Source organism: Sphingorhabdus sp. SMR4y (assembly GCF_002218195.1).
GTDB lineage: Bacteria > Pseudomonadota > Alphaproteobacteria > Sphingomonadales > Sphingomonadaceae > Parasphingorhabdus.
In genome coordinates this window covers 3,219,233-3,245,113 of the sequence record NZ_CP022336.1, presented here as the reverse complement: position 1 = coordinate 3,245,113, position 25,881 = coordinate 3,219,233, and the positions used below count along the sequence as shown (strand labels likewise).

General features: G+C 57.6%; 20 protein-coding genes and 1 tRNA gene. 10 read left to right on the top strand and 11 right to left on the bottom strand.

The features are described 5' to 3' along the window. Position 1: 1 nt before the first annotated feature. The 4 genes from SPHFLASMR4Y_RS15645 (at position 2) to SPHFLASMR4Y_RS15630 (ending at position 4,127) form a co-directional block, all read left to right on the top strand. Complete coding sequence (locus tag SPHFLASMR4Y_RS15645; RefSeq protein ID WP_089134375.1) at positions 2–2,686, top strand: DUF2339 domain-containing protein; 2,685 nt, start codon at positions 2–4, stop codon at positions 2,684–2,686. A gap of 2 nt (positions 2,687–2,688) precedes the next feature. Next, complete coding sequence (locus SPHFLASMR4Y_RS15640) at positions 2,689–3,114, top strand: helix-turn-helix domain-containing protein (protein WP_089134374.1); 426 nt, start codon at positions 2,689–2,691, stop codon at positions 3,112–3,114. Positions 3,115–3,207: 93 nt separating this feature from the next. Then, positions 3,208–3,738 (top strand): DUF4199 domain-containing protein, encoded by a 531-nt coding sequence (locus SPHFLASMR4Y_RS15635; protein WP_089134942.1) that lies wholly within the window; start codon positions 3,208–3,210, stop codon positions 3,736–3,738. Positions 3,739–3,758: 20 nt separating this feature from the next. After that, positions 3,759–4,127, top strand: a complete 369-nt coding sequence (locus SPHFLASMR4Y_RS15630; protein WP_089134941.1) for a VOC family protein — start codon at positions 3,759–3,761, stop codon at positions 4,125–4,127. 15 nt (positions 4,128–4,142) lie between these two features. On the opposite strand, the gene SPHFLASMR4Y_RS15625 is transcribed toward SPHFLASMR4Y_RS15630, so the two are convergent. The 8 genes from SPHFLASMR4Y_RS15625 to SPHFLASMR4Y_RS15590 form a co-directional block, all read right to left on the bottom strand. Further along, entirely contained in the window at positions 4,143–4,829 is a 687-nt protein-coding gene (locus SPHFLASMR4Y_RS15625) for a crotonase/enoyl-CoA hydratase family protein (protein WP_089134373.1), read from the bottom strand. Positions 4,830–4,971: 142 nt separating this feature from the next. Continuing rightward, on the bottom strand, positions 4,972–6,093 hold the full coding sequence (locus SPHFLASMR4Y_RS15620; protein WP_089134372.1) for a class V aminotransferase: 1,122 nt from the start codon (positions 6,091–6,093) through the stop codon (positions 4,972–4,974). Then, positions 6,090–6,887, bottom strand: a complete 798-nt coding sequence (locus SPHFLASMR4Y_RS15615; RefSeq protein ID WP_089134371.1) for a tryptophan 2,3-dioxygenase — start codon at positions 6,885–6,887, stop codon at positions 6,090–6,092. Before SPHFLASMR4Y_RS15615 ends, SPHFLASMR4Y_RS15620 begins: the two co-directional genes overlap by 4 nt. 65 nt (positions 6,888–6,952) lie before the next feature. Beyond that, the gene (locus SPHFLASMR4Y_RS15610; protein WP_260807166.1) at positions 6,953–8,380 is read right to left on the bottom strand and encodes a GspE/PulE family protein; all 1,428 of its coding nucleotides are present in this window, start codon (positions 8,378–8,380) and stop codon (positions 6,953–6,955) included. Positions 8,381–8,691: 311 nt separating this feature from the next. Then, positions 8,692–11,418 carry a TonB-dependent receptor domain-containing protein gene (locus SPHFLASMR4Y_RS15605; RefSeq protein WP_089134369.1) on the bottom strand — a complete coding sequence of 909 codons (2,727 nt, stop codon included), beginning with the start codon at positions 11,416–11,418 and terminating at the stop codon, positions 8,692–8,694. A gap of 71 nt (positions 11,419–11,489) precedes the next feature. Next, the gene (locus tag SPHFLASMR4Y_RS15600) at positions 11,490–13,019 is read right to left on the bottom strand and encodes a hypothetical protein (RefSeq protein WP_260807002.1); all 1,530 of its coding nucleotides are present in this window, start codon (positions 13,017–13,019) and stop codon (positions 11,490–11,492) included. A gap of 312 nt (positions 13,020–13,331) precedes the next feature. Then, the gene (locus SPHFLASMR4Y_RS15595; RefSeq protein ID WP_089134368.1) at positions 13,332–13,712 is read right to left on the bottom strand and encodes a hypothetical protein; all 381 of its coding nucleotides are present in this window, start codon (positions 13,710–13,712) and stop codon (positions 13,332–13,334) included. 236 nt (positions 13,713–13,948) lie between these two features. Continuing rightward, positions 13,949–14,022: transfer RNA gene (locus SPHFLASMR4Y_RS15590), tRNA-Cys, on the bottom strand. A gap of 276 nt (positions 14,023–14,298) precedes the next feature. On the opposite strand from SPHFLASMR4Y_RS15590, the gene SPHFLASMR4Y_RS15585 reads away from it, so the two are divergent. The 6 genes from SPHFLASMR4Y_RS15585 to SPHFLASMR4Y_RS15560 all read left to right on the top strand — a co-directional run bounded on the left by SPHFLASMR4Y_RS15585 (position 14,299) and on the right by SPHFLASMR4Y_RS15560 (position 22,653). Next, entirely contained in the window at positions 14,299–14,928 is a 630-nt protein-coding gene (locus SPHFLASMR4Y_RS15585; RefSeq protein ID WP_260807001.1) for a protein-L-isoaspartate O-methyltransferase family protein, read from the top strand. Positions 14,929–14,949: 21 nt separating this feature from the next. After that, the gene (locus SPHFLASMR4Y_RS15580) at positions 14,950–16,413 is read left to right on the top strand and encodes a TolC family outer membrane protein (RefSeq protein WP_089134367.1); all 1,464 of its coding nucleotides are present in this window, start codon (positions 14,950–14,952) and stop codon (positions 16,411–16,413) included. Positions 16,414–16,467: 54 nt separating this feature from the next. Next, the gene (locus SPHFLASMR4Y_RS15575; RefSeq protein WP_089134366.1) at positions 16,468–16,953 is read left to right on the top strand and encodes a DUF2497 domain-containing protein; all 486 of its coding nucleotides are present in this window, start codon (positions 16,468–16,470) and stop codon (positions 16,951–16,953) included. 136 nt (positions 16,954–17,089) lie between these two features. Then, positions 17,090–19,102 (top strand): alpha/beta hydrolase family protein, encoded by a 2,013-nt coding sequence (locus tag SPHFLASMR4Y_RS15570; RefSeq protein ID WP_260807000.1) that lies wholly within the window; start codon positions 17,090–17,092, stop codon positions 19,100–19,102. Continuing rightward, on the top strand, positions 19,099–19,770 hold the full coding sequence (locus SPHFLASMR4Y_RS15565) for an enoyl-CoA hydratase/isomerase family protein (protein ID WP_186265971.1): 672 nt from the start codon (positions 19,099–19,101) through the stop codon (positions 19,768–19,770). The genes SPHFLASMR4Y_RS15570 and SPHFLASMR4Y_RS15565 overlap by 4 nt, the downstream gene beginning before the upstream one ends. A 162-nt stretch (positions 19,771–19,932) precedes the next feature. Beyond that, complete coding sequence (locus SPHFLASMR4Y_RS15560; RefSeq protein ID WP_089134363.1) at positions 19,933–22,653, top strand: valine--tRNA ligase; 2,721 nt, start codon at positions 19,933–19,935, stop codon at positions 22,651–22,653. Positions 22,654–22,758: 105 nt separating this feature from the next. Here the strand turns inward: SPHFLASMR4Y_RS15560 and SPHFLASMR4Y_RS15555 are convergent, their stop codons facing one another. The 3 genes from SPHFLASMR4Y_RS15555 to SPHFLASMR4Y_RS15545 form a co-directional block, all read right to left on the bottom strand. Beyond that, positions 22,759–23,205: a hypothetical protein gene (locus SPHFLASMR4Y_RS15555; protein WP_145955570.1), complete on the bottom strand. Its 447-nt coding sequence runs from the start codon at positions 23,203–23,205 to the stop codon at positions 22,759–22,761. Positions 23,206–23,322: 117 nt separating this feature from the next. Then, on the bottom strand, positions 23,323–25,026 hold the full coding sequence (locus tag SPHFLASMR4Y_RS15550; protein ID WP_089134361.1) for an ATP-binding protein: 1,704 nt from the start codon (positions 25,024–25,026) through the stop codon (positions 23,323–23,325). Between the two features lie 111 nt (positions 25,027–25,137). After that, positions 25,138–25,863 (bottom strand): TIGR02186 family protein, encoded by a 726-nt coding sequence (locus tag SPHFLASMR4Y_RS15545; RefSeq protein ID WP_089134938.1) that lies wholly within the window; start codon positions 25,861–25,863, stop codon positions 25,138–25,140. Positions 25,864–25,881 lie beyond the last annotated feature (18 nt).

Sequence of the window (25,881 nt, the reverse complement as noted above, 5' to 3'; positions counted from 1 at the left end):
AATGCTGGATTTTTTTGCATGGGTCGGGCTCATTGTCCTGTTCGTTCTCGTTTCCGGGCTGCGCAAAACCATTGCCGCGTTGCAAACAGAAATATCCAACCTCGACTATCAGCTTTCCGGGCTCCGCGATCAACTCGCAACCGGACAAAAGCGGCCGGGAGACCCTGCCTCACCAGAGCGGAACGGTCTGGCGAACAAGCGGTCGCAGGCAGAACCAACGCTGGCCGAGCCGGTGACCGAAGCACAGCCCAAACCGGAAACCGCAGACGCTTCCCGACCCGGTCCGGCCGATCAGATGTTCGCGACCCGGATGGCTCCAGAGCCCGAAGAAGTTGAGCAGGAAAATTTTATCCATAGCCCCGGCGCGGCCAAGCGTTTCGAAGACTTGATTGGCGGCAAGCTGCCGATCTGGATTGGCGGCATTGCCCTGATATTTGCCGGATTTTTCCTGGTCCGGTTCTCGATCGAGGCCGGGTTGTTCGGTCCGGCGGCGCGCTGCATCACGGCAGCGCTCTTCGGCCTGCTGCTGATCGGACTCAGTGAATTTGGCAGCCGTATTCCGAAATTTGGACAGATATTCTCCGATGATGCGCGCATCGGCCATTCGATCAGCGGCGCGGGCGTCGCAGTGCTCTACGCCACACTCTACATGGCCAGCGAACTATACGGACTGCTCGGCCTGACCGGGGCGCTGGTCGGCATAGTAACAGTGACACTATTGGCATTCTTCCTCTCCCAGAAGCACGGCCCGCCGACTGCAATCATGGCGCTTCTTGGCGGTTTTTCGGCCCCCTATGTCGCTGGCCTTGGTGCCGAATCCGTAGCACCGTTGCTGATCTACCTGGCGGTCTTCATGGCCGGCGTGTTCGGGCTTGCCATCTATCGGGGCTGGGGGTGGCTGGCGTTGCTGGCGACCGGCGGCGGCGCGATCTGGACCACGATATTGCTGATGCTGGGTGTGGCCGGAGACGCGGATCTGGTCGGTCTGTTCATCACCATTCTGGCGATCGCCGGGGTGCTGACGATCAGCCGGACCGGGACCAGCTTCGGCCTGCCAAAGCCGCTTGTCCAGTCGATCCCGCTGGGTCTCGGTCTGGTGCAGTTGATGATGCTGCTGCCGCTGATCGAATTTACCCTGCTGGGCTGGATATTCTTCGCAATTCTGTCGCTGTTCAGCATCGCTCTGGCGTGGCGCGACAGCAATATGACACCCTCGGTACCGGGCGCCCTGGCCCTGTCGGTGGCGATGGTTGCAATGGCCTTTGCTACCGGCAAGACCGGGATGATCGAAGGAGTGGCGGCGATCGGATTTGCGCTGCTCTTCACCATTGCCGGTCATGTCTGGGCCTTGCGAAAAGACGATGGCTGGCTCTGGGCCATTTGTGCGATTGCGGCGCCGACCGCAATGCTGGCTGTTACAACCACGGGCAATTTTGACTGGAGTGACAGCAGATGGGCTGCACTGTGCCTCATCGTCTCCATTCCCAATGGGGTCATGGCCTGGCGGACCAGGAACGCACCGCATGATCTGCTCATGCCGCTGGCCACCGCCGTGACGGCAACTCTCGTTCTGCTGGCGCTCTGGCTGTGGACGACCGATGCCTATGCCGCGATCATGGCCGGACTGGTAGCCGCTGCACTGGCCGCCTGGGCGCAATATAGCGGACGATCAATGATTGGTGCACAATCGGGCGTGGGCGGCGTGCTCGGTGGCCTGCTGATGCTGGTGTCGGCCTATCAGCTGGTCATCACGCTGCTGGCCTCTCTCGCGGGAGAGACCGATCTTTACAGCGGGTTGCCAGCGGTATCGGACATGATAGTCGAACTGCTGGTCCCGGCCTTGTTGCTGCTCGGTGTGGTGGCAATTTTCCGCGACATATTCCAGCCGAAATCCCGGCGCTTGCTGGCTGTCATGGGGATCACGGCTATCGGCGGCTTTCTCTATCTGCTGTTGAAACAACCCCTCGCCATCGGTCCCATTCAGGATTTTGTCACTTTTGGCTTTGCCGAACGGGCGATCTTCACCCATGTTCTGGCGCTGGGCGGCTGGTTGCTGCTGTGGCGCGACTGGCCGGCCGACAAATTATCGGCATTGCGATCACTCGGCCTGGCCCTGGCGGGGTTGGTATTGTTCCGCTTTGTCTATTTCGACCTGCTCTTGCTGAGCCCCACTGCGGTCAAACAGCTGCTCGGCACAGCGCCGATCGCCAACCTGGGAACGCTGCATTATACCGGGGCAGCCGTCTGGCTCTGGCAGTTTTCTCGCATCGATCCGGCCAGCCTGCGTTTCACCAACATGCCGAGAATCTTGGCTGCCGGTAGTCTGTTGGCGGCAATTGCCGCAGTCATGGTCACCGTCCGGCAAATGGTTCACGGCAGTGATATCGCAACCCCGCCGTTCACATCCTCCGAAACCTATCTCTACAGCGCCGGCTTGCTGGTCCTCGCGATCGCCTGGCTGGCACGCGGGATTCAGACCGGCAACATATTGCTGCGGATTGCCGGCCTGTTGCTGCTGACAGTCGTGACGCTCAAGGTCTTCCTGTTTGACGCCAATCAACTCGACGGGATATTGCGCATCATTTCCTTCCTCGGTCTCGGCATCGCCTTGATCGGCATCGGCTGGATTTACGGAAAGGTCATGCGGCGGGATGTCGAATCCTCTGGCGAGCAGGCTGCAGGGTGACCATGCCGCGTCCGACGATCCGGATCGTGATCTTTTATGCCACAGCATTGGCCGTCGCCGCATTCGCGCTGGAGTGGCTGCAATATCAATATTTCGCAAAGGCCTATTCGGTGGAAATCTATATCGTCCTGATCGCACTGGCCTTTGTGTCGCTGGGCATCTGGGTGGGACACAGGTTGACCGCGACAAAGCCGAGCGGCCCATTTGAACGAAACAGGGCCGCGCTCAAATCACTAGGCATATCGGGGCGGGAGCTGGAAGTGCTCGAGGCGTTGGCCAACGGCCAGTCCAACAAGGAAATCGGGCGTTCGCTCGATATCTCGCCCAATACGGTCAAAACACATATCGCCCGGCTCTACGAAAAGCTTCAGGTCAGTGGCCGTGTCCGGGCGATCGAGGAAGCAAGGTCGCTGCATCTGATACCGTGATATATACGGGTGATATGGGCCAAATCACCCATCCGGGTGATTTTCAAGAGCCGGCACCGGTGCCATAACCGCCGCATCAACGGAGAGGATATCATGCAGAAAATCGCTTTAACCTACGGATTGATTTCCGGGACCATCACCATCGTCACCATGATCCTGGGTCTGATCGTCAGCGACGGTGGCAGCTTTCTGTCTTCCGAACTGTTCGGCTATCTGACCATGCTGGTCGCGCTGTCGATGATATTCATCGGCATCAAGCGCTATCGCGACCAGGAACTGGGTGGCGTGATCCGCTTTCTGCCCGCCTTTGCCATGGGTCTCGCTATCGCGGTGATTGCAGCACTGATCTATACGGTGGTTTGGGAATTCTATTCGATGAGCAACGGCTATGCATTCATCGACAATTATGTGAACAGCGCGATCGAGACAAAACGGGCAGCGGGCCTGACGGCGGAAAAACTGGCCCAGGAAACCGCAGCGCTGGAGAAGTTGCGCTCTGATTACGGGAAAGTCTATATCCGCATGCCCATGACCTTTCTGGAAATTTTTCCCGTCGGCCTGATCATTGCGTTCTTGTCGGCTGCGTTGCTGCAGAACCCGAAAATCCTGCCCGCCCGCCATTAGTTGAAACAAGGAGAATGACCATGAAACTCGGAGCCTTTTCGATCAGCCTGTCGGTCAAGGATATCGCCGCATCCAGAGCGTTCTATGAAAAGCTCGGATTTGTTCAGTTCGGCGGCGATCAGGAGCAGAAATGGCTGATCCTGAAAAACGGCGAAACCACGCTCGGCCTGTTCGAGGGCATGTTTCCCAGGAATATGCTTACTTTCAATCCCGGATGGGATCAGTCTGCGCAAAATCTCGATGATTTTGACGATGTCCGTGCCATCGAGAAATCCTTGCTGGAAGCGGGCGTGACACTGGACAGCCGGACCGAAGGCGAACAGGGGCCGGCCAGCATCATGCTAACGGATCCCGACGGCAACCCGATCCTGATAGACCAGCACCGCTAAGGCGCCCGCCTGCAGCTAGTTCCGCAAATTGGGATGATTGCCGATACTGGCCCGGATTGCATCCAGCGCCGGCTTGCGCATCGCCGATTTCTGATAGGCATAGGCATGGCCCGGCAGCTTGGCGAGCTGTCCCGCAATCGCGGTCGCCTGTCCGACCACCTTGTCCGGTTCGACCAGCAGATCGAGATAACCGGCCTCTACTGCACCTTTCGGATCATAGATGAACGCCTGGATCATCGCCCGCGTCTGGTGCAACGGACTGAGCCGATCGCGCGCCAGCTCGACCGCGAAGACCGGCAGGGTCATGCCGGTGATCGATTCATTCGCGCCCAGTTTGAAGTCGCCAGCGGCCCCCACCCGCGTATCGCAGGACATGAGCAGGAAGACGCCCATGGCAATCGCATGGCCGGTACAGGCACCGACGATCGGAAGCGGCCCGCCATAGAGGCGCAACACCAACTCCGAGGCCCGGTCGAGCAGACGGACAGAATCGTCACGGGTGAAGCTGCTCATCATGCCCAGATCAAAACCGCCGGAGAAACGCCCTTCGCGGCCAGCAAGAACGATCGCCTTGGCATCCGCCTCGGCCTTGTCGAGCGCGGCGTTGAGCGCCTCCATCAGCTCAAAATTGACGGCATTGGCCTTGCCGTCGTCCAGGGTGATAAGCGCCACATCATTCTGGATATCGACGGAAATGCTCATGGTCAGTCCTTTGCAATAGGGATTTAATTGACTGGTTAAGCCTATTGCGGAATATGCTGAGGTCAACGGAAAAATCCGTGGTAAAAATACGGAATCCGCTGAAAAAATGGGCCAAAGCCGACAGGCCGTAGCGGCAGATCGTTCAGGCCAACTGCTCTATTATTTTTAGCAAGCGCGCGACATCGTCCCGATCTTGATAAAGCCCGAAGCCGATCCGCAGAACGTCGCCCCGGACATCTGTCACGACATTCTGCTCGGCCAGCCTGTCATGGAGCACCGAGGCAATTTCCCCGCGAAAGGCGAGAAAGCGCGCGTGCTGCGGGGCACCAAGCGAGTTGAGCAATTCAAAACCGGCGAACGGCGCGTCCTCCATAAACTGCGTCTGCAAGGCCGCGACATGGTCTGAAATCACCGCAGTCGTCAGCCCTTCGGCAGCCAGCATATTTTGCACGGCGTTGAACCGGTACAGTCCGGAGGGATCAAAAGTGCTGCCGAGAAAACGACGCCCGTCCGGCGCATAGCCAACATCCCCCGGCGGCAAGGCCAGATCGTCGAAGGCGGCATACCAACCGGTCACTGCAGGCCGCTCCGCAAAGCCGGGAGGCGCGTGCAGGAAACAGGCCCCTTCCCCCGCCATCGCATATTTGTAGCCGCCGGAGAGATAAAACACCCGATCCGCTATTTGCGACAGATCGGTCTCGATCGCCATGAAGCCATGATAGCCGTCGATTACCACCCAGGGCCCCTCCGGATGCGCAAGGGCTGCAAGTTCGTCCAGCACGGAGATAATAGTGCCGGAATTGAACAGCACATGACTGAAGAATATCAGGTCAAACACGCCAGACCGGGCGGTTTCGAGCAACGCTTCTGGCGCAACGGTTTCCAGTACCACATCTCCCGCTTCCACCCAGCGGGCCATTTGCCGGCGAAAGCTGTGAAACTCGCCATCGGTCGCGAGCACCCTGACAGGCCGCGCCGGAATCGCGGACAACAGACGCACGATAAAATCATGGGTGTTGGGCGCAAAGCACAGGGTCGAAGGATCGGGTAGCTTCAGTTCATCGGCAACATGCTGCTGTGCTTCGGACCAGACAGGTCCCATGATCTTGTCCCACTTGTGATCCGCCAGCACGGCCGCGTCCTGCCACGCTGCCAGATGGCCGGCATAGCTGGCATCGGGCCAGAGATGATGACTGTGCGCGGCAAAGTGAAGACGATCCGGATTGCCGGCAAGAGACCGGGAGAACAGATGTTTCCAGCTCATAACTGGGTGCGCAGTGACCAGAGTTCGGGAAAGGCGCGCTTGCCCAATGTGCTCTGCAAATAGGACACGCCCGCGGTTCCGCCGGTGCCCATTTTACCACCAATGATCCGCTCGACGGTCAGCACATGCTTGTGCCGCCAGGTCGCCATCGCATCATCCAGATCAACCAACTTCTCCGCCAGTTGATAGAGGTCCCAATAGTGTTCGGGCTTGCGATAGACTTCCAGAAAGGCCGCCTCGACCTGTTCGGACGGTTGGTGGGATTGCGCAAAATCACGAGCCAGCAGGTCCGGATCAATATCGAAACCGGACCTCGCCAGCGCCGCGATCGCATCATCCCAGATGCTCGGCTGGTCCAGCGCTGCCTGCATCGCCGCCTGCGCTTCCGGCCGACTGTCCTGATATTTCAGAAAAGCCTTGTCCTTGAGGCCGAGCATATATTCCACGGTACGGAACTGGTCGGACTGAAAACCGGAGCTCGGCCCAAGCACATGACGGAACCGCGTATAATCGCTCGGTGTCATCGTCGACAATACGTCCCAGCTCAATGTCATGACCGCCTGGATGCGACTGACCCGTGCCAGCGCCTTATAGGCCGGCACCAGCGCGTCACATCCGATTTGCTGCTTGGCAAAGCGCATCTCCCGGATGATCTGCTTGAGCCAAAGTTCCTTGGTCTGGTGAATGATGATGAACAGCATCTCGTCGTCCAGATCGGAACGCGGGTGCTGCGCATCGAGCAGCGTGTCGAGCGCCAGATAGCGCGCATAGGTCATGGAGGAACTGTCGGTCATGCGGAAGTGTAACGCCGCTTTCGCTTCATGGGAAGAGAACCGGACTGATATCCGATGAAATCATTTCAGCCAATCAGGGTCGGTTCGCTTTCGCGACGGGATATCCTGATGCCTTCTTCGGCGGTGGTCAGTCCCTCGCGAACGAGGGCCCTGGCGGCCGATCCGAGATTGGGTTGCTTGAGAAACGCATGCGATGCGATTCGCGCCTCGTCGCCACCATCATTGATCAGCTTGCGTAATGTGTCGTCGATCCGGATCGCCTCGAACACGCCGATGCGGCCCTGGAAGCCGGTCTGGTTGCAATGTTCGCAGCCCGTTTCCCGATAGACCACCGTGCCATTGTCAAAGCCGAGCAGCGAGGCCAGGCTGCCATCCGCCTGGATCGGCGTGCGGCAATGCTCGCACAGCCTGCGCACCAGTCGCTGGGCAATCACCGCACGCAGCGTCGAGGCGAGCAGAAACGGCTCCACCTTCATATCGCGCATACGGGTGATCGCGCCCACCGCGTCATTGGTGTGCACGGTGGAGAGTACCAGATGGCCGGTCAGGCTCGCCTGCACTGCGATCTCGGCGGTCTCCCGGTCGCGGATTTCGCCGATCATCACCACATCAGGGTCCTGCCGCAATATGGCTCTGAGCCCGGCGGCAAAAGTCAGGCCAACCTTCGCATTGACCTGGGTCTGGCCAATGCCCTCGATCGCATATTCTACCGGATCCTCGACCGTCAGGATATTGCGGCTGCCGTCATTGAGCTGCTTGAGCCCCGCATAGAGCGTTGTGGTCTTGCCCGAGCCGGTCGGGCCGGTCACCAGGATGATGCCATTGGGCTCGCTCAGCGCATCGCTGAGGATCGCATGGGTGCTCTCCGACATGCCGAGCAGATCGAGCGATATCCCCGCGCTTTCCTTGTCGAGTATCCGCATCACCACCCGCTCGCTGGCGCGATTGGGCAAGGTGGAAACGCGAACATCCAGCAGTTTGCCGCCCAGCGTCAGGCTGATCCGGCCATCCTGCGGAATGCGCCGCTCGGCAATATCCAGCCGCGCCATCACCTTGATCCGGTTGACGATCACGCCGGCGACATGCGGCGGCATGCGCAGCTTCTCGGTCAGCACGCCATCAACCCGCATCCTGACCACAAGCCCGGTCTCATAAGGTTCGATATGGATGTCCGACGCGCCCTGCCGTGCCGCCTCGGCGATGATCCCGTTGATCAGCCGGATGGTCGGCGCATCATCGGCGCTGTCGAGCAGATCCTCTGCGCTCGGGATATCCCCGGCAATATCGTCCAGCCCCTCGCCCGCCAGCGCCATATCACCGGCCATGGCCGCAGCCGAACCGTCCATCGCATAATGGGCCGACAGCAGCTTCTCGAACGCCGGCCCGTCGACCATGTCCACGTCAAAGGGCAAAGCCAGATAGCGCCGCACCTCCAGCAAGGCGGACGGGTCTGAGCCTTCGCGAAGAGCGATCGAGGCACGGTCGCCTTCCATCGAGCAGAGCAACACACCCCGGTCGCGGGCATAGCTATAGGGCAGATCGAGCAACGGCACATCGCTGCTGGATAAAGACCCGGAGACTTCCCCGACCGCTGTATCCTTGACCAGATCGCGCATATTCAAATCCGGAATCCGCGATCAAATCGAACTTGATGTCCGATTTGTCCCGCCAGATTCTTGCAGTCCGGTTTCAGCAATCCGAATATCACGAAGCACCATCCTATCTTGCCCATTACACTGGCTAGATCGCTATGGTGACGCCTCCGCGACACTTAGATGACAGATAGATTACGCCGGCACAGAGACTAGAATTTCGCCTTGATGCCGAGTGAGAAGCTGCGGCCGAGATCATATTGCTGGTTAACGATCAACACGTTGCCCGACTGGGTTTCCCGGAAATTTTCATTGGTCAGGTTGCGGGCCTCGAATTTGATTTCAAGTTCCTGTCCGGCAATGGTGATGGCTTCCCTCGCGACAAAATCAAGTTTCAGGCTGGCATCCTGCACCAGATCCGGATCAGGCTGGCCGCCGGTGATCGGGCCGCGCGTGGTCACCCGGTCGCTCGCATAGCTGAGCAGGAAGGTATATTGCGAAAGCTGTTCGGTATTTTCGATACCGAACTGAAAATTCGCCAGATGCTTTGACTGTCCGGTCAATGGCGCACCATCGATGAACACCTGATCGGCCGGGCGAACACCAAGCGTATCGTCCAATATTGTGGTATCGTTCGCGCCGATCTTCAGCTTGGAGTCGGTGTAGGTATAATTAGCAATCGCAACGAATCTTCTGTCCGCAAAAAAGTCGGAATCACCGAGGCCATTCATTGGGAAATATTTGAGCAACTCAATTTCGGCTCCATAAAGCTGGGCTTCGGGAGCATTGGCAAAAGTGGTCTGGAAGTCCGAGCTACCAGCTGGAATGAATGCAACCGGTTCAATCGGATTGTCGATCTTCTTGTAGAAGCCGGCCAGCAGCACCCGTTCACCATCACCAAAATAATATTCTACGCGCGCTTCGGCGTTGAACAGTTCGCTATCCTCGAGGAACGGGTTGCCCGAGAAGACCCGGCCGGAGTCCGGATCCAGATATTGCGGGCGGGCCAGTTCGCGAAATTGTGGTCGGGCTATGGTTTTCGAAGCACTTGCGCGGAATTGCATATCATCGGCAAAATTCCACGTCAGCGTGCCAGCGGGCAGCCAATAGTCATTTTCGAGCGGAGCCGTCTGCAGCAGCGTGCCGTCGTTATAGATATCCAGTGCCGTTATCGACTGCTCCGCGGATTCATAGCGAACACCCAGTTCGGCCTGCACGAAATCCAGCAACTCCACATCCGCTTTTGCATAAGCGCCGTGAACCGTCAGCTCCGCATCATAGGCTTGCGAACCCGCGTTGGTCTGGTCTTCCTGGATGAAGATGCCGTCAGTGGTGATGCCCTGCGTGTATCCGCCGTAGACATTGAAGTCGGACACAAGATAATCGGGCCGCTCCTGACTCACTGCGAATGGCAGGTTGCTCGTGGGAAAATAGCGGAAGTCCCGCCGGAATGCATTTCGTGTCGTATTCACATAGCTATAGCCGGTCGACAATGTTATATTGCGCGCTGTCGGCAGGGCATAGGCAAGGTCAATGCCCCCGTTCCACACATCTTCGTTCAGATCGCTGAAGGCGATAGTGGCCGATTGCGGGTTGGTCAGCAGGTTGTTTACATAATCCCCGGCAACCGGGTCATAGAAATAGGTGAATGAACGCTCATAGGGAGCTTCGCGCTGCGAATTCGCATAACCGCCGCGGACATCAAGCGATATATCGCCGAATTTAAACTCGCCGACCAGCACGGTGTCAATCAGTTGCCGTTCGATCCAGTTGGTCCGCTGGCGTATTTCGTCAGCCGGTGTCGTCGGATCGATTTCACCGGTATTGATATTGTCCGCTGCCTTGAGACTTGTCTGTTTCAAAGTGTCCCGGATGTAGAGGTTGGTCCAGCGGATCGTATGTTCGTCCACCTCGAGCCCGAGGCCGAGAAGCCCGCTGACCACGATATTGTGATCGGTACGGACATTCCGCCCGTCATCGGCTACGATACTGGTGGTACCGCCCTGCTCGATTGAATCGCGGGTAAAAAACTTGTTGCTATAGGACGCGTTGAAAATCACGCCCAGACGGCTGGCACCGATATCCTGAACCAGACCGGCGCTCATATCGGCGCTCCAGTTCACCGGAATTTCGTTATTGCGCTGCACCAGCGTGGTCGGCGCGTTGATCAGACTGGCAGTAAAATCCTGCAATTGCTCCTGGGTAAAATCAGGCCCCAATTCGATGCGAGACCCGGCATTAAAAGCCGCCGCCAGCCCGGCCGGCAGGTCGCGGGTGCCGTCATCAAAACCGGTCCAGTCACTATCACTGCCAAAATGGGTATAACCGAGTTTTCCGGTCGTTTCGCTATTCATGCCGATGCCCATTCCGAATTCGAAATAGCTGTCATCGGGAATGGCGGCAGTGGTCAGATTGATCAGACCGCCGCCGAACTCTCCGGGATAATTTACCGAATAGCTCTTCTGCACCGTGGCACTGGCCAGCACCGAAGCAGGAAAAATATCAAGCGGCACAACGCGCTTCAGCGGTTCGGGCGAAGGAATGGGAGTACCATTCAGCAAAGCCTGCGAATAGCGATCGCCAAGACCACGAACATAGACAAAGCCGCCGCTGTCGACCGAAAGACCGGTGACCCGTTCCAGAGCACCGGCGATATCGCCATCGCCCGACCGGGCAATATCTTCCGTTGAAAGAACGGAAATCACGCTCGAATTGTTGCGGATGGTATCGGGAATATAGCGGCCGCGAACGATGATCTCACCACTGAAGCTGCCGCCCGGAGCGGAAATGTCGACTTCATCGCCGGACTGACTGTCCTCGGCAGGCTCCGCTGCGGAAGGCTCCTCGACGTCAGCCGGGCTCGCTTGCGCCAGAGCCGGAAGAGGGCTGAGTGCTGTGGATAAAAGGAGAATGCTAGCGAGTGGGGCAGGTTTCGACATTTATGATCCCTCGGATAAAAAGAAAGGGAGGTGGCGACACGGGCCGCCACCTCCTGAATTAGCTGTGGCGATCAGGAGACCGGCGAAGCTGCGCAAGTCTGTAGGGAACCGAAGTCGGCGTAACTCGCGTTGCAAGACCAGCTCTGGTACCAGAGATCGTTGATGTCGCGCACGGCACCGATATAATCGACCTGGACAAATTCCGGGCTGAAGCTGGTGATGTTGGCAACCGGCGTGACGGCCGTTTCATTTGTTCCGTTTATGAACAGCGAAACAAGGCTGGATACGAAGTTGAAATCATTATTCGCATTGCCCGCAGCATTCACCGCCGTGGCTTCAAACGTGTCAGCATCGGCATCGAAGTCGCCCGTTGCGCAGCTGCCAACAACCGACTGGATCCGTGGGGGCCCAAGCTCATCAAGCGCGGCATTGGCGGCCTGAACCGTTTCGGCCTGATCGATGTCGATACAGGCTCCCGGTCCAACCAGAACGCCATTCAGGATCGCTGCATCCGGTCCGCCGCGAAGGTGAATGACCTTGTCGCCTGTCTTCCGCTGGATGAAGGTAAAATTGGCCAGCTTCACGTCCTGACGCGGCGTGAAGTCAAAACCGCTGTCATCGTCGGAGTCAACTTCCCACAACGTGTCGCCACCCGTGGTGTTCTGAACGCCGATAACGAACTGGATAGCGCCTTTGTAACCCACATCGGTGTCGAGCGAGTCATCGTCAGCACCGGTGATGATCAGGTGGTTCAGATTGACCGTACCGCCGAAGATTTCCACGCCGTCATCACCGCTATTGTGAATCTGTACGTAGGAAATATTGGTACCCGATCCGACGCCACCGAGCGTCAGACCCTGAAGCTCCTGGTTGGCCGATGCCGCCCGGCCGGTATAGCGAACCTGCAGATAGCTGATCGTGCCGCTATTGTCGGCTGCCTGGTCTCCGCCGTAGAAATCGGCTGGACCGGCACCTTCAGCCAATTGCTGGCATCCGGCCGTTCCGCCTGCAACTGCACCGATGCAGTTGCTGATCGGGGCGCGACCGAGGACCAGAATACCGCCCCATTGGTTCGAGTCTGCGTCGGTCGTTGTACCTTCGACATTTTGCCGCGAAGTAAAGATCACTGGGTTGCTCGCGGTACCCGGAGCATTGAAGGTCGAACCACGGTTGACGATCAGGAAGGTCGTTGCGCTTTGGGCGAACACGACAACGCCCGGCTCCACGGTGAGGCTGCTGGAGACGCCACCGGCGGCAGCACCATCACCACCAACGTCGGTGCCGACTTCAACCCGTCCGCTCATGGAATAAATGGTTCCGGCGCGCTGGGGGACCGTAAGAGCCGTCTGAATGCTGTTCGGGATCTGGCAAACGCGGTTGTTCTGCAAGACACCGGCATTGGTGAAACCGGTCGGGCAGTCCGCCGCCGGCGTACCAGGGGTAGGAGTGGGCGTTGGTGTCGGAGCCGGTGTCGGGGTTGGCGCCGGCAAGACAACAATATTGCCTTCTCCCGGTGATGCGACATCATCGGCACCGCAAGCTGTGACCGCGACAGCTGCTGCGCCTGCAAACAGGACAGAACGAAATTGCTTATTCAACATGGGATTGGTCTCCGCAAAAAAACTGATTTGATACTTTCGAATCAAACGATGCGGTTCGAATCAACCGGCCCCCATCGCCCTCGGAAATGGGCACTAGGGATGGGAAATGACCCGGCGATGCTGTTTGCGTGACGGTTTGGAGACTCAATTATGACGGATATTTTGCAATGTCCCGGTAGCAGCGGATTTGAACGGCTTTCGCGAAATTCATCAACCAGCGATTCTGTCGGGGCACAAAAAAAGATGGCCGCAATAACGGCCACCTTCCAATAATATAGAGTGGGAGAAAAACTCCCCCGGACCTATTTGCTTTTAGCGACGAGCAATCCGTTCATTCAGATTCTGCAAGGCCAGTCCGGCCGCATCACGGGAATCGATTACTTCGCCATTGGCCAGTACCAGATCAAAACTCCGGTCACTGTTCAAGGCTGCCATAAACATGCGGGCCGCGTCGCCCATGCGTCCCAACCGGGCATAGGTCTGGCCAAGATTGATCAGTCTGGCCGGATCCTTTGCATAGTCCCTTTCGGAAGCCTGTAGCTGTTGCAGGGCCAGCTCGTTGTCCCCGGCCACCAACGCTTCATAACCAAGCGCATCTTTTTCATAGCCAATCTCGCCTGATGGCTGCGCCAGGGCGGCACTTCCCATCACCAGCGCGGCAACTGCAGAACCCAGAATTTTTGCGGATATCATGACATCTTCTCCTCTACCGATAGCTGTTTGTTACACAAATATGACAATAATGCAATATAAGTGAAACAAAACTGTAATATTTGGAGAAGATGGCCCAGGCCAATCGTTTGCAGAAGCTCTGCGCGAGGCGGAAATGGCCGGAAAATCAGCATCGGCGCACAGGTTCAACCGACGAGTCCGAGCAGCGGCTGGCTCGTCCGTAACGCAATCAATGATAAAGGCATTGGAATAGTCTCTGGAGGCCCGAGCCGGAATCGAACCGGCGTACACGGATTTGCAATCCGCTGCGTCACCACTCCGCCATCGGGCCAGAGAGAGGGCGCGAATTGCTTCGCTTTGCAACGAAAGTCAACCCAAAGTTGTGTCCTGCAATTTTCCTGCCCCGGATCGGCCGAAAAACCGCCTGTGTCGTGCAAAAGACGCAGTTAGCAGAAAATCACCGAAATCCATCTTGGCGCAAGGCACAAGGCGAGCTAGAAGCGACAACGCCTTTGCCATAGTGTATTGTATTCATAATACAGAAATGGCATGGACGCACAACATTCATTGCGAGGATCGACGCTTGGGCCAGGAAAATTTCAAACAGATGCGCAAATCCATGGTGGTCAGCCAGTTGCGCACAACCGATGTCAGCGATCCGCGGGTTATAGCGGCGATGGGCCATATCGCCCGTGAAGATTTCGTTCCCGCTGCGCAGCGCAGCTTTGCTTATGCGGACCGCGGGGTACAGATTAGCGCAGGCCGGGCATTGAATCCCCCGCTCGCCACCGGACGCTTGCTGAATATGGCGCATGCGACCAAAGACGACAAAGTTCTGCTGATTGGCGCGGCTACCGGCTATACTGCCGCGCTGCTGGCGCAACTCGCAGGTTCCGTGGTCGCGGTGGAGCAGGACGCCAAATTGGCGGCTCTTGCAGAAAAAAATCTCGCCGATTTCGACAATATCCGTGTGGAAACCGGCAAGCATAGCGACGGATGGGGCGAGTCTGCGCCTTATTCCGTGATCGTAATCGACGGACTGGTGGAGGAGATTCCCCAGTCTCTGGTCGATCAGCTCGCGCCGGATGGCCGGATCGTCGCAGCCATCATGAATGATGGCGTGTCCCGGCTTGCTCTGGGCCGGACGGCAGAAGGACATGTCGGCTATCAATATTTTGCAGATTGCGGGGCGAGTCCCCTGCCCGGCTTTGAAAAAGCTAAAAGCTTTACATTCTAAAGCGTCCGGGAGAGTGATAAGATGAGTAGACGCCCCCTTTTCCTTGGAACAGCTATTGTGGCGCTGCTGTCTGCACCGGTGCAAGCCGACACATTGCGTGATGCGCTGGAAGCTGCTTATCAGACCAACCCGACCCTGTCCGGCGCGCGCGCAGCCCAGCGGGCGACTGACGAGACCGTCGCGATAGCCAAAGCCGATGGCCGTCCGAGTGCCACAACCGATTTCGGTTTTCAGGAGAATTTCCTGCGCAGTGCCAATAGTTTCACCGCTCCATTGCGCCAGTCGACGGCAGGAGGATCGGTCGACGTGCCGATCTATTCCGGAGGTGCGGTCAAAAATGCCATCCGCGCCGCGCGCACCAGAGTCGAAGCGGGCCAATATGACCTCCGCGCGACCGAGGCGAGCGTATTCAGCAATGTGGTTGCCACCTATATGGACGTGATCCGCGACACCGCGATTGTGAAACTTAACCGGGCCAATGTTGGCGTTCTCACGGTCAATCTTGAAGCGACGAGCGACCGATTCGAAATCGGAGATTTGACGCGGACCGACGTGGCGCAATCGGAATCCCGGCTGGAAGTTGCGAAGGGTGACCTGGAAACCGTGCGTGCGAGCCTGATTCGCAGCAAGGAAAATTATATCGCCCTGGTTGGCCACGAACCCGGCGAGCTGGAACCACCGCCCCCCTTGCCGGACATGCCGGAAACTCCCGATCAGGCCGTGGATGTGGCGCTGACCTATAATCCGGATTTGCTTGCCGCCAAGGAACGCAGCAATGCCGCCGAATTTGATATCAAGACGGCACGGGCAGGAAATAAACCCAAGGTCAGCACCTATGCCCAAGGGCGCTATTTAAATTATCACGGCACGCTAGGCGGCAATGTCCCCGGCAGCGTTTTCATACAGGAGCAGTCCACCGCCGAAGTGGGCATTCGTGCCAGCATGCCAATATATCAGGGCGGCCGGCCGGCGGCACAGATACGTCAGGCACAGGCGCGTTCCGGTCAAGCCTATGAGCAGTTGATAGCGGTCGAGCGCGATGTCATCGCACAAACCCGTGCGGCCTATTCCAGCTGGCGCGCTGCGGAACGGGTGATCCAGTCTTCCGAGCGGGCCGTTGCCGCGGCCAGCCTGTCTCTGGAAGGTGTGCGCGCGGAAAATTCTGTCGGCAACCGCACCATTCTGGATATCTTGAACGCCGAGCAGGAATTGCTCAACGCACAGGTTCAACTGGTCGCCGCTCGCCGCAACAGCTATGTCGCCGGCTTCTCCCTGCTTGCGGCCATGGGTCGTGCAGAAGCCCGTGATCTGGGCCTGGAGGGCGGACCACTGTATGATCCGGACCTTAATTATGACCGGGTCGACGATATGTTCTACGACTTTCAAAGCGACCCCGATCCGGAGCCGCAGGCGAGCAGGACCGTTGACACGGAAGCGCAAAAAGCGGAGATAGAGCCGTTGCCAGAGACACCGAAACGCCAATAGATTGAATGGCGTCGATAGTATCGGCAACAGAGTATAAGCTTGGGGGTTTCGCACATGGCCGAACAGAACAGGGAATCGTCGATGGAGGAAATTCTCTCCTCGATCAAACGTATCATCGCCGAAGACAAGGCGATCGACGATGATCACCCCATGCCACGCCGCAAGACCAGCACAAAACCGGCGTTGCAGGCTGTTCCTGACATAACGCCGGCAGAAGAGAATGAAGAAATACTCGAACTGACCGACGAACTGCCGGGCCATAAAAGCTCCTCCGCGAGCGGCGTGTTCGGCGACCGGCGCAAGGAAGAGCGGCTGATCGATGACAACAAGCTGGACAGCATGCGCCAATCCCTGTCGGCCCTGGTCGAGAAAGAAGCGATGGAACGCAAACCAGCCGCGCTGCCCGCGGGCGGCACTTCTCTGGAAGATCTGACCCGCGACCTGATGCGACCAATGATAAAGCAATGGCTGGATGCCAATTTGCCGGATCTGGTTGAGGAACTGGTGGCGCGCGAAATCCAGCGGCTGAGCGAGAAATAGGGCCACCAATCTAATCGCAATTGCCTTGTCAAACAGCCGTGCTACACTGCTGCCCATGACCAAGTTTTTTCAGTCCTTCACCGCCGCGCTACTCGTAACCAGCACAATATTTCCCGCAATGGCCGCCGCAAGGCCAATGACTGCGCAAGACCTCGCCACGTTGAAACGTATGGGGTCGGTCACGGTTTCTCCGGACGAAAATTGGGCAGTGTTCGACGTAACGGAAACCGCTCCGGAAACCTACGAGCGGTCCAGCGCGCTTTATCTGCTGGACCTGAGCAGCACAGATGCTGCTCCCGTACGCATTTTCGACCAGCCTGACAAAAGCGAACATAGTCCTGCCTTTGCACCTGACGGGAGTCTATATTATCTGAGCGATGCCAGCGGTTCGGAACAGCTTTGGCATGCCGATGTGACAGCGGGCGATGGCGACGCCACTCCGGTGCAGGCCAGTGCTTTGCAAGCCGCCGTTTCCGGCTTCAAACTTTCGCCCAAAGGTGATAAAATCGCGCTCTGGGGTGATATTGCGAGAGACTGCCCCACTTTCGGTTGCGCGGACAGTGGCAACAGGGCCGAACCTGGCCCCGGAACAGGCCGAGAATATGACGAGCTCTTCATCCGACACTGGTCAAGCTGGGAAACACCGGGCAATTACAGCCGGATATTCGCATTTGAGCTGCAGAACGGTAAAATCACTGGTGACGGCACAGCGCTGGATGGCGATCTTGTCGGTGACAGCCCCTCCAAGCCCTTCGGCGGCGGTGAGGAAATTGCGTGGGTTCCCGACGAGGATGGCGTGTTTTTCGCGCTCAGAACCGCGGATCGGAATGAACCCAAATCCACCAATATCGATATCCATGGTGCCAAGGCAGATGGAACGGGAACGGTCAACTATACCGACAGCAACGAAGCAACCGATACGCTTCCGGCTTTCTCCTCCGACGGGGAATGGCTGGCCTGGGCAGCGATGGAGCGGCCCGGATATGAAGCAGACCGACTGGTCGTTAAATTGCGCAAGCAGGGTAACGACGAAGACGAAGCGATTGCCCTGACAAAAGACTGGGACCGTTCGGTCGGGTCGATCGTCTGGACGCCCGATGACAAATATCTTATCGTGACAGCCCAGGAAATACTCGATCACCCCGCCTTTGCGGTGGAAGTCGCGACCGGCAAGGTCACCCGTCTGACCGCAGGCGGCAATGTCGGCACCACAATTCCGTTGCAGGACGGTTCGCTGATCTTCACGATGAACAGCCTGCAAACGCCGACCGACCTGTACCGACGCGCGGCGGACGGAAGTATCACGCAATTGACCAGCATCAATGGTTCCGAACTGGCCAAGATCGACAAAGTCGAAATCAAGCGGTTCCATTTTGCCGGGGCCAATGGCGACACTGTCTGGGGACAGATAATCAAACCGGAAGGCGCAACCGGCAAGCTACCGATGGCATTTCTCGTCCATGGCGGCCCCCAGAGCAGCTTCGGAAACAGTTGGTCGACACGCTGGAATCCGAAAGTAATGGCTGCGCAAGGCTATGCGGCCGTGACCATCGATTTCCATGGCTCGGCCGGCTACGGTCAGGAATTTACCGACAGCATCAATCAGGACTGGGGTGGAAAACCACTGGAAGACCTGAAGCTTGGCTATGCAGCAGCACTGAAGACCGACCCGCAAATCGACGGCGAGCGGTCCTGCGCTCTCGGCGGATCCTACGGTGGCTATATGATGAACTGGATCGCCGGCAACTGGCCCGACCGGTTCGAATGCCTGGTCAATCACGCCGGTATATTTGACCTGCGCGCTATGGCGATGAGCACCGAAGAACTCTGGTTTGACCAGTGGGATCATGGCGGCAGCTGGTGGACACGTCCACACCCGGAAAAATGGAACCCGGTGAACCAGATAGAAAACTGGACAACACCAACGCTGTTCATCCACGGTGAAAAGGACTTCCGGATTCCCTATACCCAGAGCATCATGCCCTTCACCGTCGCTCAGGAAATGAACATCCCTTCCAAATTGCTGATCTACCCGAATGAAAACCATTGGGTGCTCAAAGGCAAGAACAGTGTCCAATGGTACCGCACGGTGTTTGACTGGATGGACAGATGGACCGCTCCCGCCAAGGCGGAGGGCCAAGGCCAATGAGCTATTTCCCGACTGAGGATCGAGACGGCACCACGATTGTCACGCTGACCAACGGTGATCGCAACACGCTCCACCCCGAGCTGCTGGCGGAGGGTATTTCGGTCTTCCAGACACTGGCCAAAAATCCGCCGGACAAGGGTATTGTTCTGACCGGAGCAGGCGCACATTTCACCTGCGGCATGGATACAAAAGTGGCGGCGACCCTGGACAAGGCGGGTCAGAAGCAGGCCGCAGCGGCAATCGATGCTTTTGCGGCTGCACTTCACCGCCTGCCCTGCGCATTGGTGGTTGCACTAAATGGCCACACCATTGGTGCCGGCGGCATCATGGCGCTCGCTGCCGACTGGATCGTGGCGGCGCAGGGCGATCACAAGATCGGACTGCCGGAAGCAAAGGCCGGCCTGCCCTTTCCGCCCGTCCCGCAAGCAATATTGGATCACTGGCTGGACCCTGTCTGGCGCCGACGCCTGGCATTGTCATCGCATCTGCTGAACCCTGTAGAAGCGTTGAGTGCCGGGCTGGCTGACGAACTGGCCGACCCCGCTCAGTTGATCGATAAGGCAGTCGCTTGCGCCCAAGAACTGTCATCCCAGCCCGGATTCAAGGCCTGTAAACGGCAATTGCGCGCCAAAGCCAATGCCGAGATTGACACAATTTTGAATGGCTAGCGCAAAGCAGCCAATATTCTGAATCTGATTTGGTGGCCCGGGAGAGCACCGCACCGACAGGATTGTCGCAGATCCCCAGCCCCCCCCCCGACAGGCCCCGCATGACGGACAGGCTGTGATTAGACTGTTGTCTCCCGCCAAAAGCAATGCCAAAGGCTGAGCATGACCTTAGACAAAAATTTTGACCCCGCCACCATCGAAGCGCGCTGGTATGCCCATTGGGAAAACAAGGGCCTGTTCCGGCCTGACCGCGACGATCGCGAACCGTTCACGATCGTCAATCCGCCGCCCAACGTCACCGGCAGTCTGCATATCGGCCATGCGCTGGATAACACTTTGCAGGATATCATCATCCGGCACGAGCGGCTGAAGGGCAAGGACGCGCTCTGGGTCGTCGGGATGGATCACGCCGGTATCGCCACCCAGATGGTGGTCGAGCGCCAGATGAACGAGCGGCAGCAGAAGCGCACCGATTTCACTCGCGAGGAATTTGTCGCGAAAGTCTGGGAGTGGAAAGAGGAAAGCGGCGGCACGATTACCAGGCAGTTGCGCCGGCTGGGTTGTTCGATGGACTGGTCGAACGAGCGCTTCACCATGGACGAGGGCATGAACGAGGCGGTGCTCAAGGTTTTTGTCGATCTCTACAATGATGGCCTGATCTATCGCGACAAGCGGTTGGTCAACTGGGATCCCGCGCTCAAAACCGCGATCTCCGATCTGGAAGTCGAAACTGTCGATACCAAAGGCAGTTTCTGGCATTTCAAATATCCGCTCGCTGACGGCGTAACACTGGATAACGGGCAGAATTATATCGAGGTGGCGACGACACGGCCGGAAACGATGCTGGCAGATATGGCCGTCGCCGTGCACCCGAGTGATGAACGCTACAAGAGCGTGATCGGCAAGGAAATCGAGCAGCCGATTACCGGCCGCCGCTTCAAGATTGTTGCCGACGAACATGCGGACCCGGAGCTCGGTTCCGGCGCGGTGAAAATTACCCCTGGCCATGATTTCAACGATTTCGAGGTCGGAAAACGCGCGGGTTTTGTAGCCGGCGAAATGCTCAACATGCTCGATAGGGAGGCCAATGTCTGTCAGACAGCGGACGGGCTCGTACCGGAGGAATATATTGGGCTCCACCGGTTCAGGAAAGACGGCATCAACGGCGCCCGCGAACTGGTGGTGCAGCAGATGAAGGAACAGGGCTACCTGATCCCGCACCTGTCGAAAACCAAGGACGGCGAGGAGGTCGAACAGGACGCCGAGCCGCGCACCATTGCAACGCCATTCGGCGATCGCGGCGGCGTGGTCATCGAGCCATGGCTGACCGACCAATGGTATGTCGATGCCGAAACCCTCGCCCAACCGGCGATCAATGCGGTGCGCGACGGCGATATAGAGATCGTGCCCAAAAGCTGGGAAAAGACCTATTTCAACTGGATGGAAAATATCCAACCGTGGTGCGTCTCGCGGCAACTATGGTGGGGGCACCAGATCCCCGCATGGTTTGACGAGAATGGCAAGATTTACGTTGCCATGGATGAAGCATCTGCGCAGGCACAAGCTGGCGCAGATGTCACGCTTACCCGCGACCCCGATGTGCTCGACACCTGGTTCTCCTCCGCACTCTGGCCCTTTGGTACGCTCGGCTGGCCGGAACAGACGAAGGATCTCGAACGCCACTATCCCAATGACCTGCTGATCTCCGGCTTTGATATCCTGTTCTTCTGGGACGCGCGGATGGCGATGCAGGGCATCCAGTTCATGAAGGAAGTGCCGTGGAAGCGGCTCTATCTGCACGGGCTGGTGCGCGCCGAGGATGGCTCCAAAATGTCCAAATCGAAGGGCAATGTGGTCGACCCGCTGGGGCTGATCGACCAATATGGCGCCGATGCGCTGCGCTTCTTCATGGCGGCGATGGAAAGCCAGGGCCGCGACATCAAGATGGATGACAAGCGGGTCGAAGGCTATCGCAATTTCGCCACCAAGCTGTGGAATGCTTCCCGCTTCTGTGAAGCCAATGGCATTGGTGCCAGCAATACGCTCGCTGCCCCTGCAGCCAACCTGCCCGTCAACCGCTGGATCATTTCCGAAGTCGTCGAGACGCAGCAAGCGCTCGACAAGGCCTTGACCGATTTGCGTTTTGATGCGGCAGCGAACTCCATCTATCATTTCACTTGGGACCGCTTCTGTGACTGGTATCTCGAGCTGATCAAGCCGCTATTGCAGGGCGAGGACGCCAGCGCGGCCGAGGAAACCCGCATTGTGGCTGGCTGGGTGCTCGACCAGATCATCGTCATGCTGCATCCATTCATGCCGTTCATTACGGAAGAATTGTGGCATGCGATGGGCGACCGGAAATATGATCTGATCGTGGCAAAATGGCCTGCACCGAAAGCTACCATTGATGCGGACGCAAAGTCAGAAGTCGATTGGCTGATAAAGCTGATTTCCGAAGTGCGTTCTACCAAGGTCGAACTCAATATCGCCCCCGGGACCAAGATGACCGCCCATGTCCGCGATGGAGACGACGATCTGGAAGCCAAGATTGCGCGCCAATATGCCGCGCTTGACCGGGTCGGACGCCTCGAGAGCGTTTCCTTCGATCCGGCACCGGACGGGCCTTCGGCGCAGATCGTTGTAGAGGGCGCGACCTATGTCCTACCACTGGCGGGTGCGATCGACATCGAGGCGGAAAAAGCCCGGCTCAACAAAGCTTTGGAAGCCGCTCAGAAAGAAGCGAAATCGCTTGGTGGTCGCCTCGGCAATCCCAATTTTGTCGAGAAAGCCAAACCGGAAGCGGTCGAGAAGGCCCGTACCGATCTGGCCGAGAAAGAAGCAGAATCCGAACGGCTGCAAGCGGCTATCAATCGTCTGGGATGATCGGCTTCTGCGTCAGCAGCCAGTCATCTCCAGCCGGCTGACAACCATCAGTTGCCAAGGTCCGGAACCTCGCTCGCGCTGGGCGCTCGCCAATGAGGTTTTGGCCTAACCGGCGTCGCCCCGGCGCATCTTTTCGGCGGCAGTCCGCATACGTTCGGCTCCGCCGCGCATTTTCTCTGCGGCCCGGCGCATTTTCGATGCATTTTTCAGCAGTTCCGCAGCCGTGATCTGCGAATCGTCGCGGCCATTTTGTCTGACGGCTTCGCTCTCGCGAAACGCAGCATCCCTCTCCAGCCGATCCGCATAGGCTTCCAGCCTGTCGGCACTGCGCAGCATTTCGTCCGCGCCTTCTTCCATGCCGTCAGCCCCTTCGGTCAGGCCGGCCTTGACTTGCAATCTAATATCCCGGGCGAGCTTGTCACTCCATTCCCGGTTAAATTCATGGCCCGGATTATGCGCATCGCTTGCCATTGCTGGCCCAACCGAAGCCGCGACGAGACCCAGTCCCGCAAACAGCGGAAAATAGCTTTTACCAACCATCGGATTCTCCATATTCGTCCGCCATACCCCATGCATGGCCCTATGACTACATATGTAATCGACAAACCCGGGGTTGATAGCAGCGATCGATGAACCGCCGAGGAGACTGGATAAACGGTCGACCCCGCGTTACCGGCCCTGCGCCCGCCAACGCTTGATAACCCGCTGGACAATTTCTTCCTCGCCACCATTCTCGCGCCACAGGTCGGAGAATATCGGATCTTCAGAAGCCGGACGGCGTGCTTCCGCGAGTGTATCTAGCGAGACTCGGATCGGAATTGCCACACCTTCGCCACAGCAAATCACTTCGCGATTGCGCAAGGCGGGGATGGAGTCGAGAAAACCGCGCGCACCTTCCGGCATCGCGGCTTTCACGAAAGCCTGGTCACGGTCATTGTTCAACCGCATCGACAGGATCGTACCGCATTGCGAGAGTACACCCTCGGCAAGATCAGATGGCCGCTGCGTAATCAAGCCCAGCGAAACACCATATTTCCGTCCCTCCTTGGCGATCCGGCTCAGGATATCGCGGACGCTGCTTTCCTCGGCAAAATCGTCGTTCGGGATATACCGGTGGGCCTCCTCGCAGACGAGCAGCATCGGTCGCTTTGGTTCGTTGCGGGCCCAGATTGCATAGTCAAACACGAGTCGGCTGAGCACGGAAACAACGGTCGGTGTGATTTCAGATGGCATCGCCGAAACATCAATGATCGAAATCGGCTTACCTTCGGATGGCAGCCTGAAAATCTTGGCGAGGAACGCCGCCATAGTGTCTCCGACCAGCATGCCGGAAAACATGAAGCTATAGCGCGGATCGGCCTTGATCTCGTCGATTTTCGATTTCAGCCGCTGATAGGGCGCGCTGTTGGTCGCCTTGTCGAGCTTGCCCATTTCGTTCTGCAGGATGGTCGTCAGATCGGACAGCAGATATGGCACCGGCGAATCGACAGTCAGCTTGGTGATGCCGGCAGCCCCCTGACTTTTGGCTTTTGCCGCCAGCAGGCATTTCGCCAGAATATCACAATCTATTTGCTTGGCGTCGCCCTTGGACTGGACAAACACCTCGCAATGCTCGCGGAAATTCATCAACCAGTAAGGCAGATTGAGATTGTTCACGTCAAACAATTTGCCATTACCCGCGAAGGCAGCCGAATATTCACCATGCGGATCAATCATCAGGATATGGCCTTCGGGCGCAAGATCGCAGATTTTGTGGAGGATCAAAGCCGCTGCCGTCGACTTACCGGTACCGGTAGAGCCCAGAAGCGCGAAATGTTTGCCAAGCATAGCGTCGATATAAAGTGCGCCACGAATATCATCGGTCGGATAGACCGTGCCAACCTCTATATTGGCTCGCCCGTCGGAAGCATAAATCTGCTTGAGGTCTGCGGTCGTTACAGCATAAACTTCCGACGCTGGTGTCGGATAGCGGGTCACACCCCGGCGGAAATTGTAAATCTGGCCGGTCAGTTTTTCTTCGTCGCCTTCACCGAGAAAATCGATCTCGGCAACGACCAGCCCGGATTGGCCTTCAAACAGCCTCTGGGTCCGGATATTGGCTAGCAGCCATGTTTTACCTACGCGGATTTTCACCTGGCTGCCGACTTGACCTGCGGTTTTTATCGTCGGATCGACATGGTCCTGAAGTCCTGCAAGTACAGCAGTATCCATGATGACTTTCGAGCCAGAACCGGCAATTTCAATAACCTCGCCGATCTTGTGGCCTTCGCTGCGCTTCGAAACGGCCCCCTGGTTCTCCCCCTCTTGTGGTAGAGCTTCAGAATCCGCGAGAGACCTCGCGGCGTGGAAATTATGGGAACCCATATCGGACATCGGTGTTTTCCTGTTTTACTGGTCAGGCCACAGGACTAGTCGATCATGGTTAAGGAAGATTTACTGCCGCATTGGGGAAGCAGGCATGGACTGAAGGCCATCGGTCAGGATTTACATCTTGCGAAACAGATAGCCTGCAGACCAGCCAAGGAAAATCGAAATGAGCACGGCGATAAGCCCATAGAGAAAGCCGTAATTCTGGGATAAATTGGTAATGAAGCGCCCCATCCCTGTCTTCTCGATGGTGATTTCCTTGACCTCGGCTGCCTCCACCCGGCCATCGATGACGAGGAAGGTTTCTGCTGTATAATCTCCGACCGGCACACTGGCTGGCAGATTGATCCGCGCCTGATAGAGCACGCTGTTGGTGATCTTGACGCTATTGGGCAGATTCTTGAACAGATTTCCTCGCGAGTTCAGGTCGACCAGACCGTCAACAAAGCGATCGAGTTCGCGGCTGTCAATCGCACCGGCGGGAGAAAGCTGCAAATGGTGCAGGCCCAGCTCATATATATCCGCGGTTTTGCCATCGACAATTTCGTCGACCGGTTTCGACGATGCAATCGCGTAAAAACCGGGGGCGGAACGAAATTCGCTGCTCGCTGCATTGATCCATATCCCGGCGATCTGCTGTTTCTCGCGGACAACGATCGAATTGACCGGTCCCTTCAGCACGACCACGATATCGGCCTTGTCGGTGTTGCGGGTCCCCGGTGGATAGGTAATGGCGCCGAAGAGCAGCAATTGTGCGCCATTGAAATCGCCCTTGATGCTGATCCGGTCCTGCGACACTTCGGGGACCAGCACCGGGGTTGCGGCTATCGTAAGCACAGCCATGCCGAAGACCGCCAGCAA

Excerpts from the sequence above, each read along its gene's own strand:
- SPHFLASMR4Y_RS15620 (WP_089134372.1), bottom strand. The coding sequence starts at position 6,093 with ATGAGCTGGAAACATCTGTTCTCCCGGTCTCTTGCCGGCAATCCGGAT.
- SPHFLASMR4Y_RS15610 (WP_260807166.1), bottom strand. The coding sequence starts at position 8,380 with ATGGAAGGCGACCGTGCCTCGATCGCTCTTCGCGAAGGCTCAGACCCG.
- SPHFLASMR4Y_RS15550 (WP_089134361.1), bottom strand. The coding sequence starts at position 25,026 with ATGTCCGATATGGGTTCCCATAATTTCCACGCCGCGAGGTCTCTCGCG.
- SPHFLASMR4Y_RS15635 (WP_089134942.1), top strand. The coding sequence starts at position 3,208 with ATGCAGAAAATCGCTTTAACCTACGGATTGATTTCCGGGACCATCACC.
- SPHFLASMR4Y_RS15630 (WP_089134941.1), top strand. The coding sequence starts at position 3,759 with ATGAAACTCGGAGCCTTTTCGATCAGCCTGTCGGTCAAGGATATCGCC.
- SPHFLASMR4Y_RS15560 (WP_089134363.1), top strand. The coding sequence starts at position 19,933 with ATGACCTTAGACAAAAATTTTGACCCCGCCACCATCGAAGCGCGCTGG.
- SPHFLASMR4Y_RS15585 (WP_260807001.1), top strand. The coding sequence starts at position 14,299 with ATGCGCAAATCCATGGTGGTCAGCCAGTTGCGCACAACCGATGTCAGC.
- SPHFLASMR4Y_RS15625 (WP_089134373.1), bottom strand. The coding sequence starts at position 4,829 with ATGAGCATTTCCGTCGATATCCAGAATGATGTGGCGCTTATCACCCTG.
- SPHFLASMR4Y_RS15575 (WP_089134366.1), top strand. The coding sequence starts at position 16,468 with ATGGCCGAACAGAACAGGGAATCGTCGATGGAGGAAATTCTCTCCTCG.
- SPHFLASMR4Y_RS15645 (WP_089134375.1), top strand. The coding sequence starts at position 2 with ATGCTGGATTTTTTTGCATGGGTCGGGCTCATTGTCCTGTTCGTTCTC.
- SPHFLASMR4Y_RS15555 (WP_145955570.1), bottom strand. The coding sequence starts at position 23,205 with ATGGAGAATCCGATGGTTGGTAAAAGCTATTTTCCGCTGTTTGCGGGA.
- SPHFLASMR4Y_RS15595 (WP_089134368.1), bottom strand. The coding sequence starts at position 13,712 with ATGATATCCGCAAAAATTCTGGGTTCTGCAGTTGCCGCGCTGGTGATG.
- SPHFLASMR4Y_RS15600 (WP_260807002.1), bottom strand. The coding sequence starts at position 13,019 with ATGTTGAATAAGCAATTTCGTTCTGTCCTGTTTGCAGGCGCAGCAGCT.
- SPHFLASMR4Y_RS15580 (WP_089134367.1), top strand. The coding sequence starts at position 14,950 with ATGAGTAGACGCCCCCTTTTCCTTGGAACAGCTATTGTGGCGCTGCTG.
- SPHFLASMR4Y_RS15545 (WP_089134938.1), bottom strand. The coding sequence starts at position 25,863 with ATGGCTGTGCTTACGATAGCCGCAACCCCGGTGCTGGTCCCCGAAGTG.
- SPHFLASMR4Y_RS15605 (WP_089134369.1), bottom strand. The coding sequence starts at position 11,418 with ATGTCGAAACCTGCCCCACTCGCTAGCATTCTCCTTTTATCCACAGCA.
- SPHFLASMR4Y_RS15640 (WP_089134374.1), top strand. The coding sequence starts at position 2,689 with ATGCCGCGTCCGACGATCCGGATCGTGATCTTTTATGCCACAGCATTG.
- SPHFLASMR4Y_RS15615 (WP_089134371.1), bottom strand. The coding sequence starts at position 6,887 with ATGACCGACAGTTCCTCCATGACCTATGCGCGCTATCTGGCGCTCGAC.
- SPHFLASMR4Y_RS15570 (WP_260807000.1), top strand. The coding sequence starts at position 17,090 with ATGACTGCGCAAGACCTCGCCACGTTGAAACGTATGGGGTCGGTCACG.
- SPHFLASMR4Y_RS15565 (WP_186265971.1), top strand. The coding sequence starts at position 19,099 with ATGAGCTATTTCCCGACTGAGGATCGAGACGGCACCACGATTGTCACG.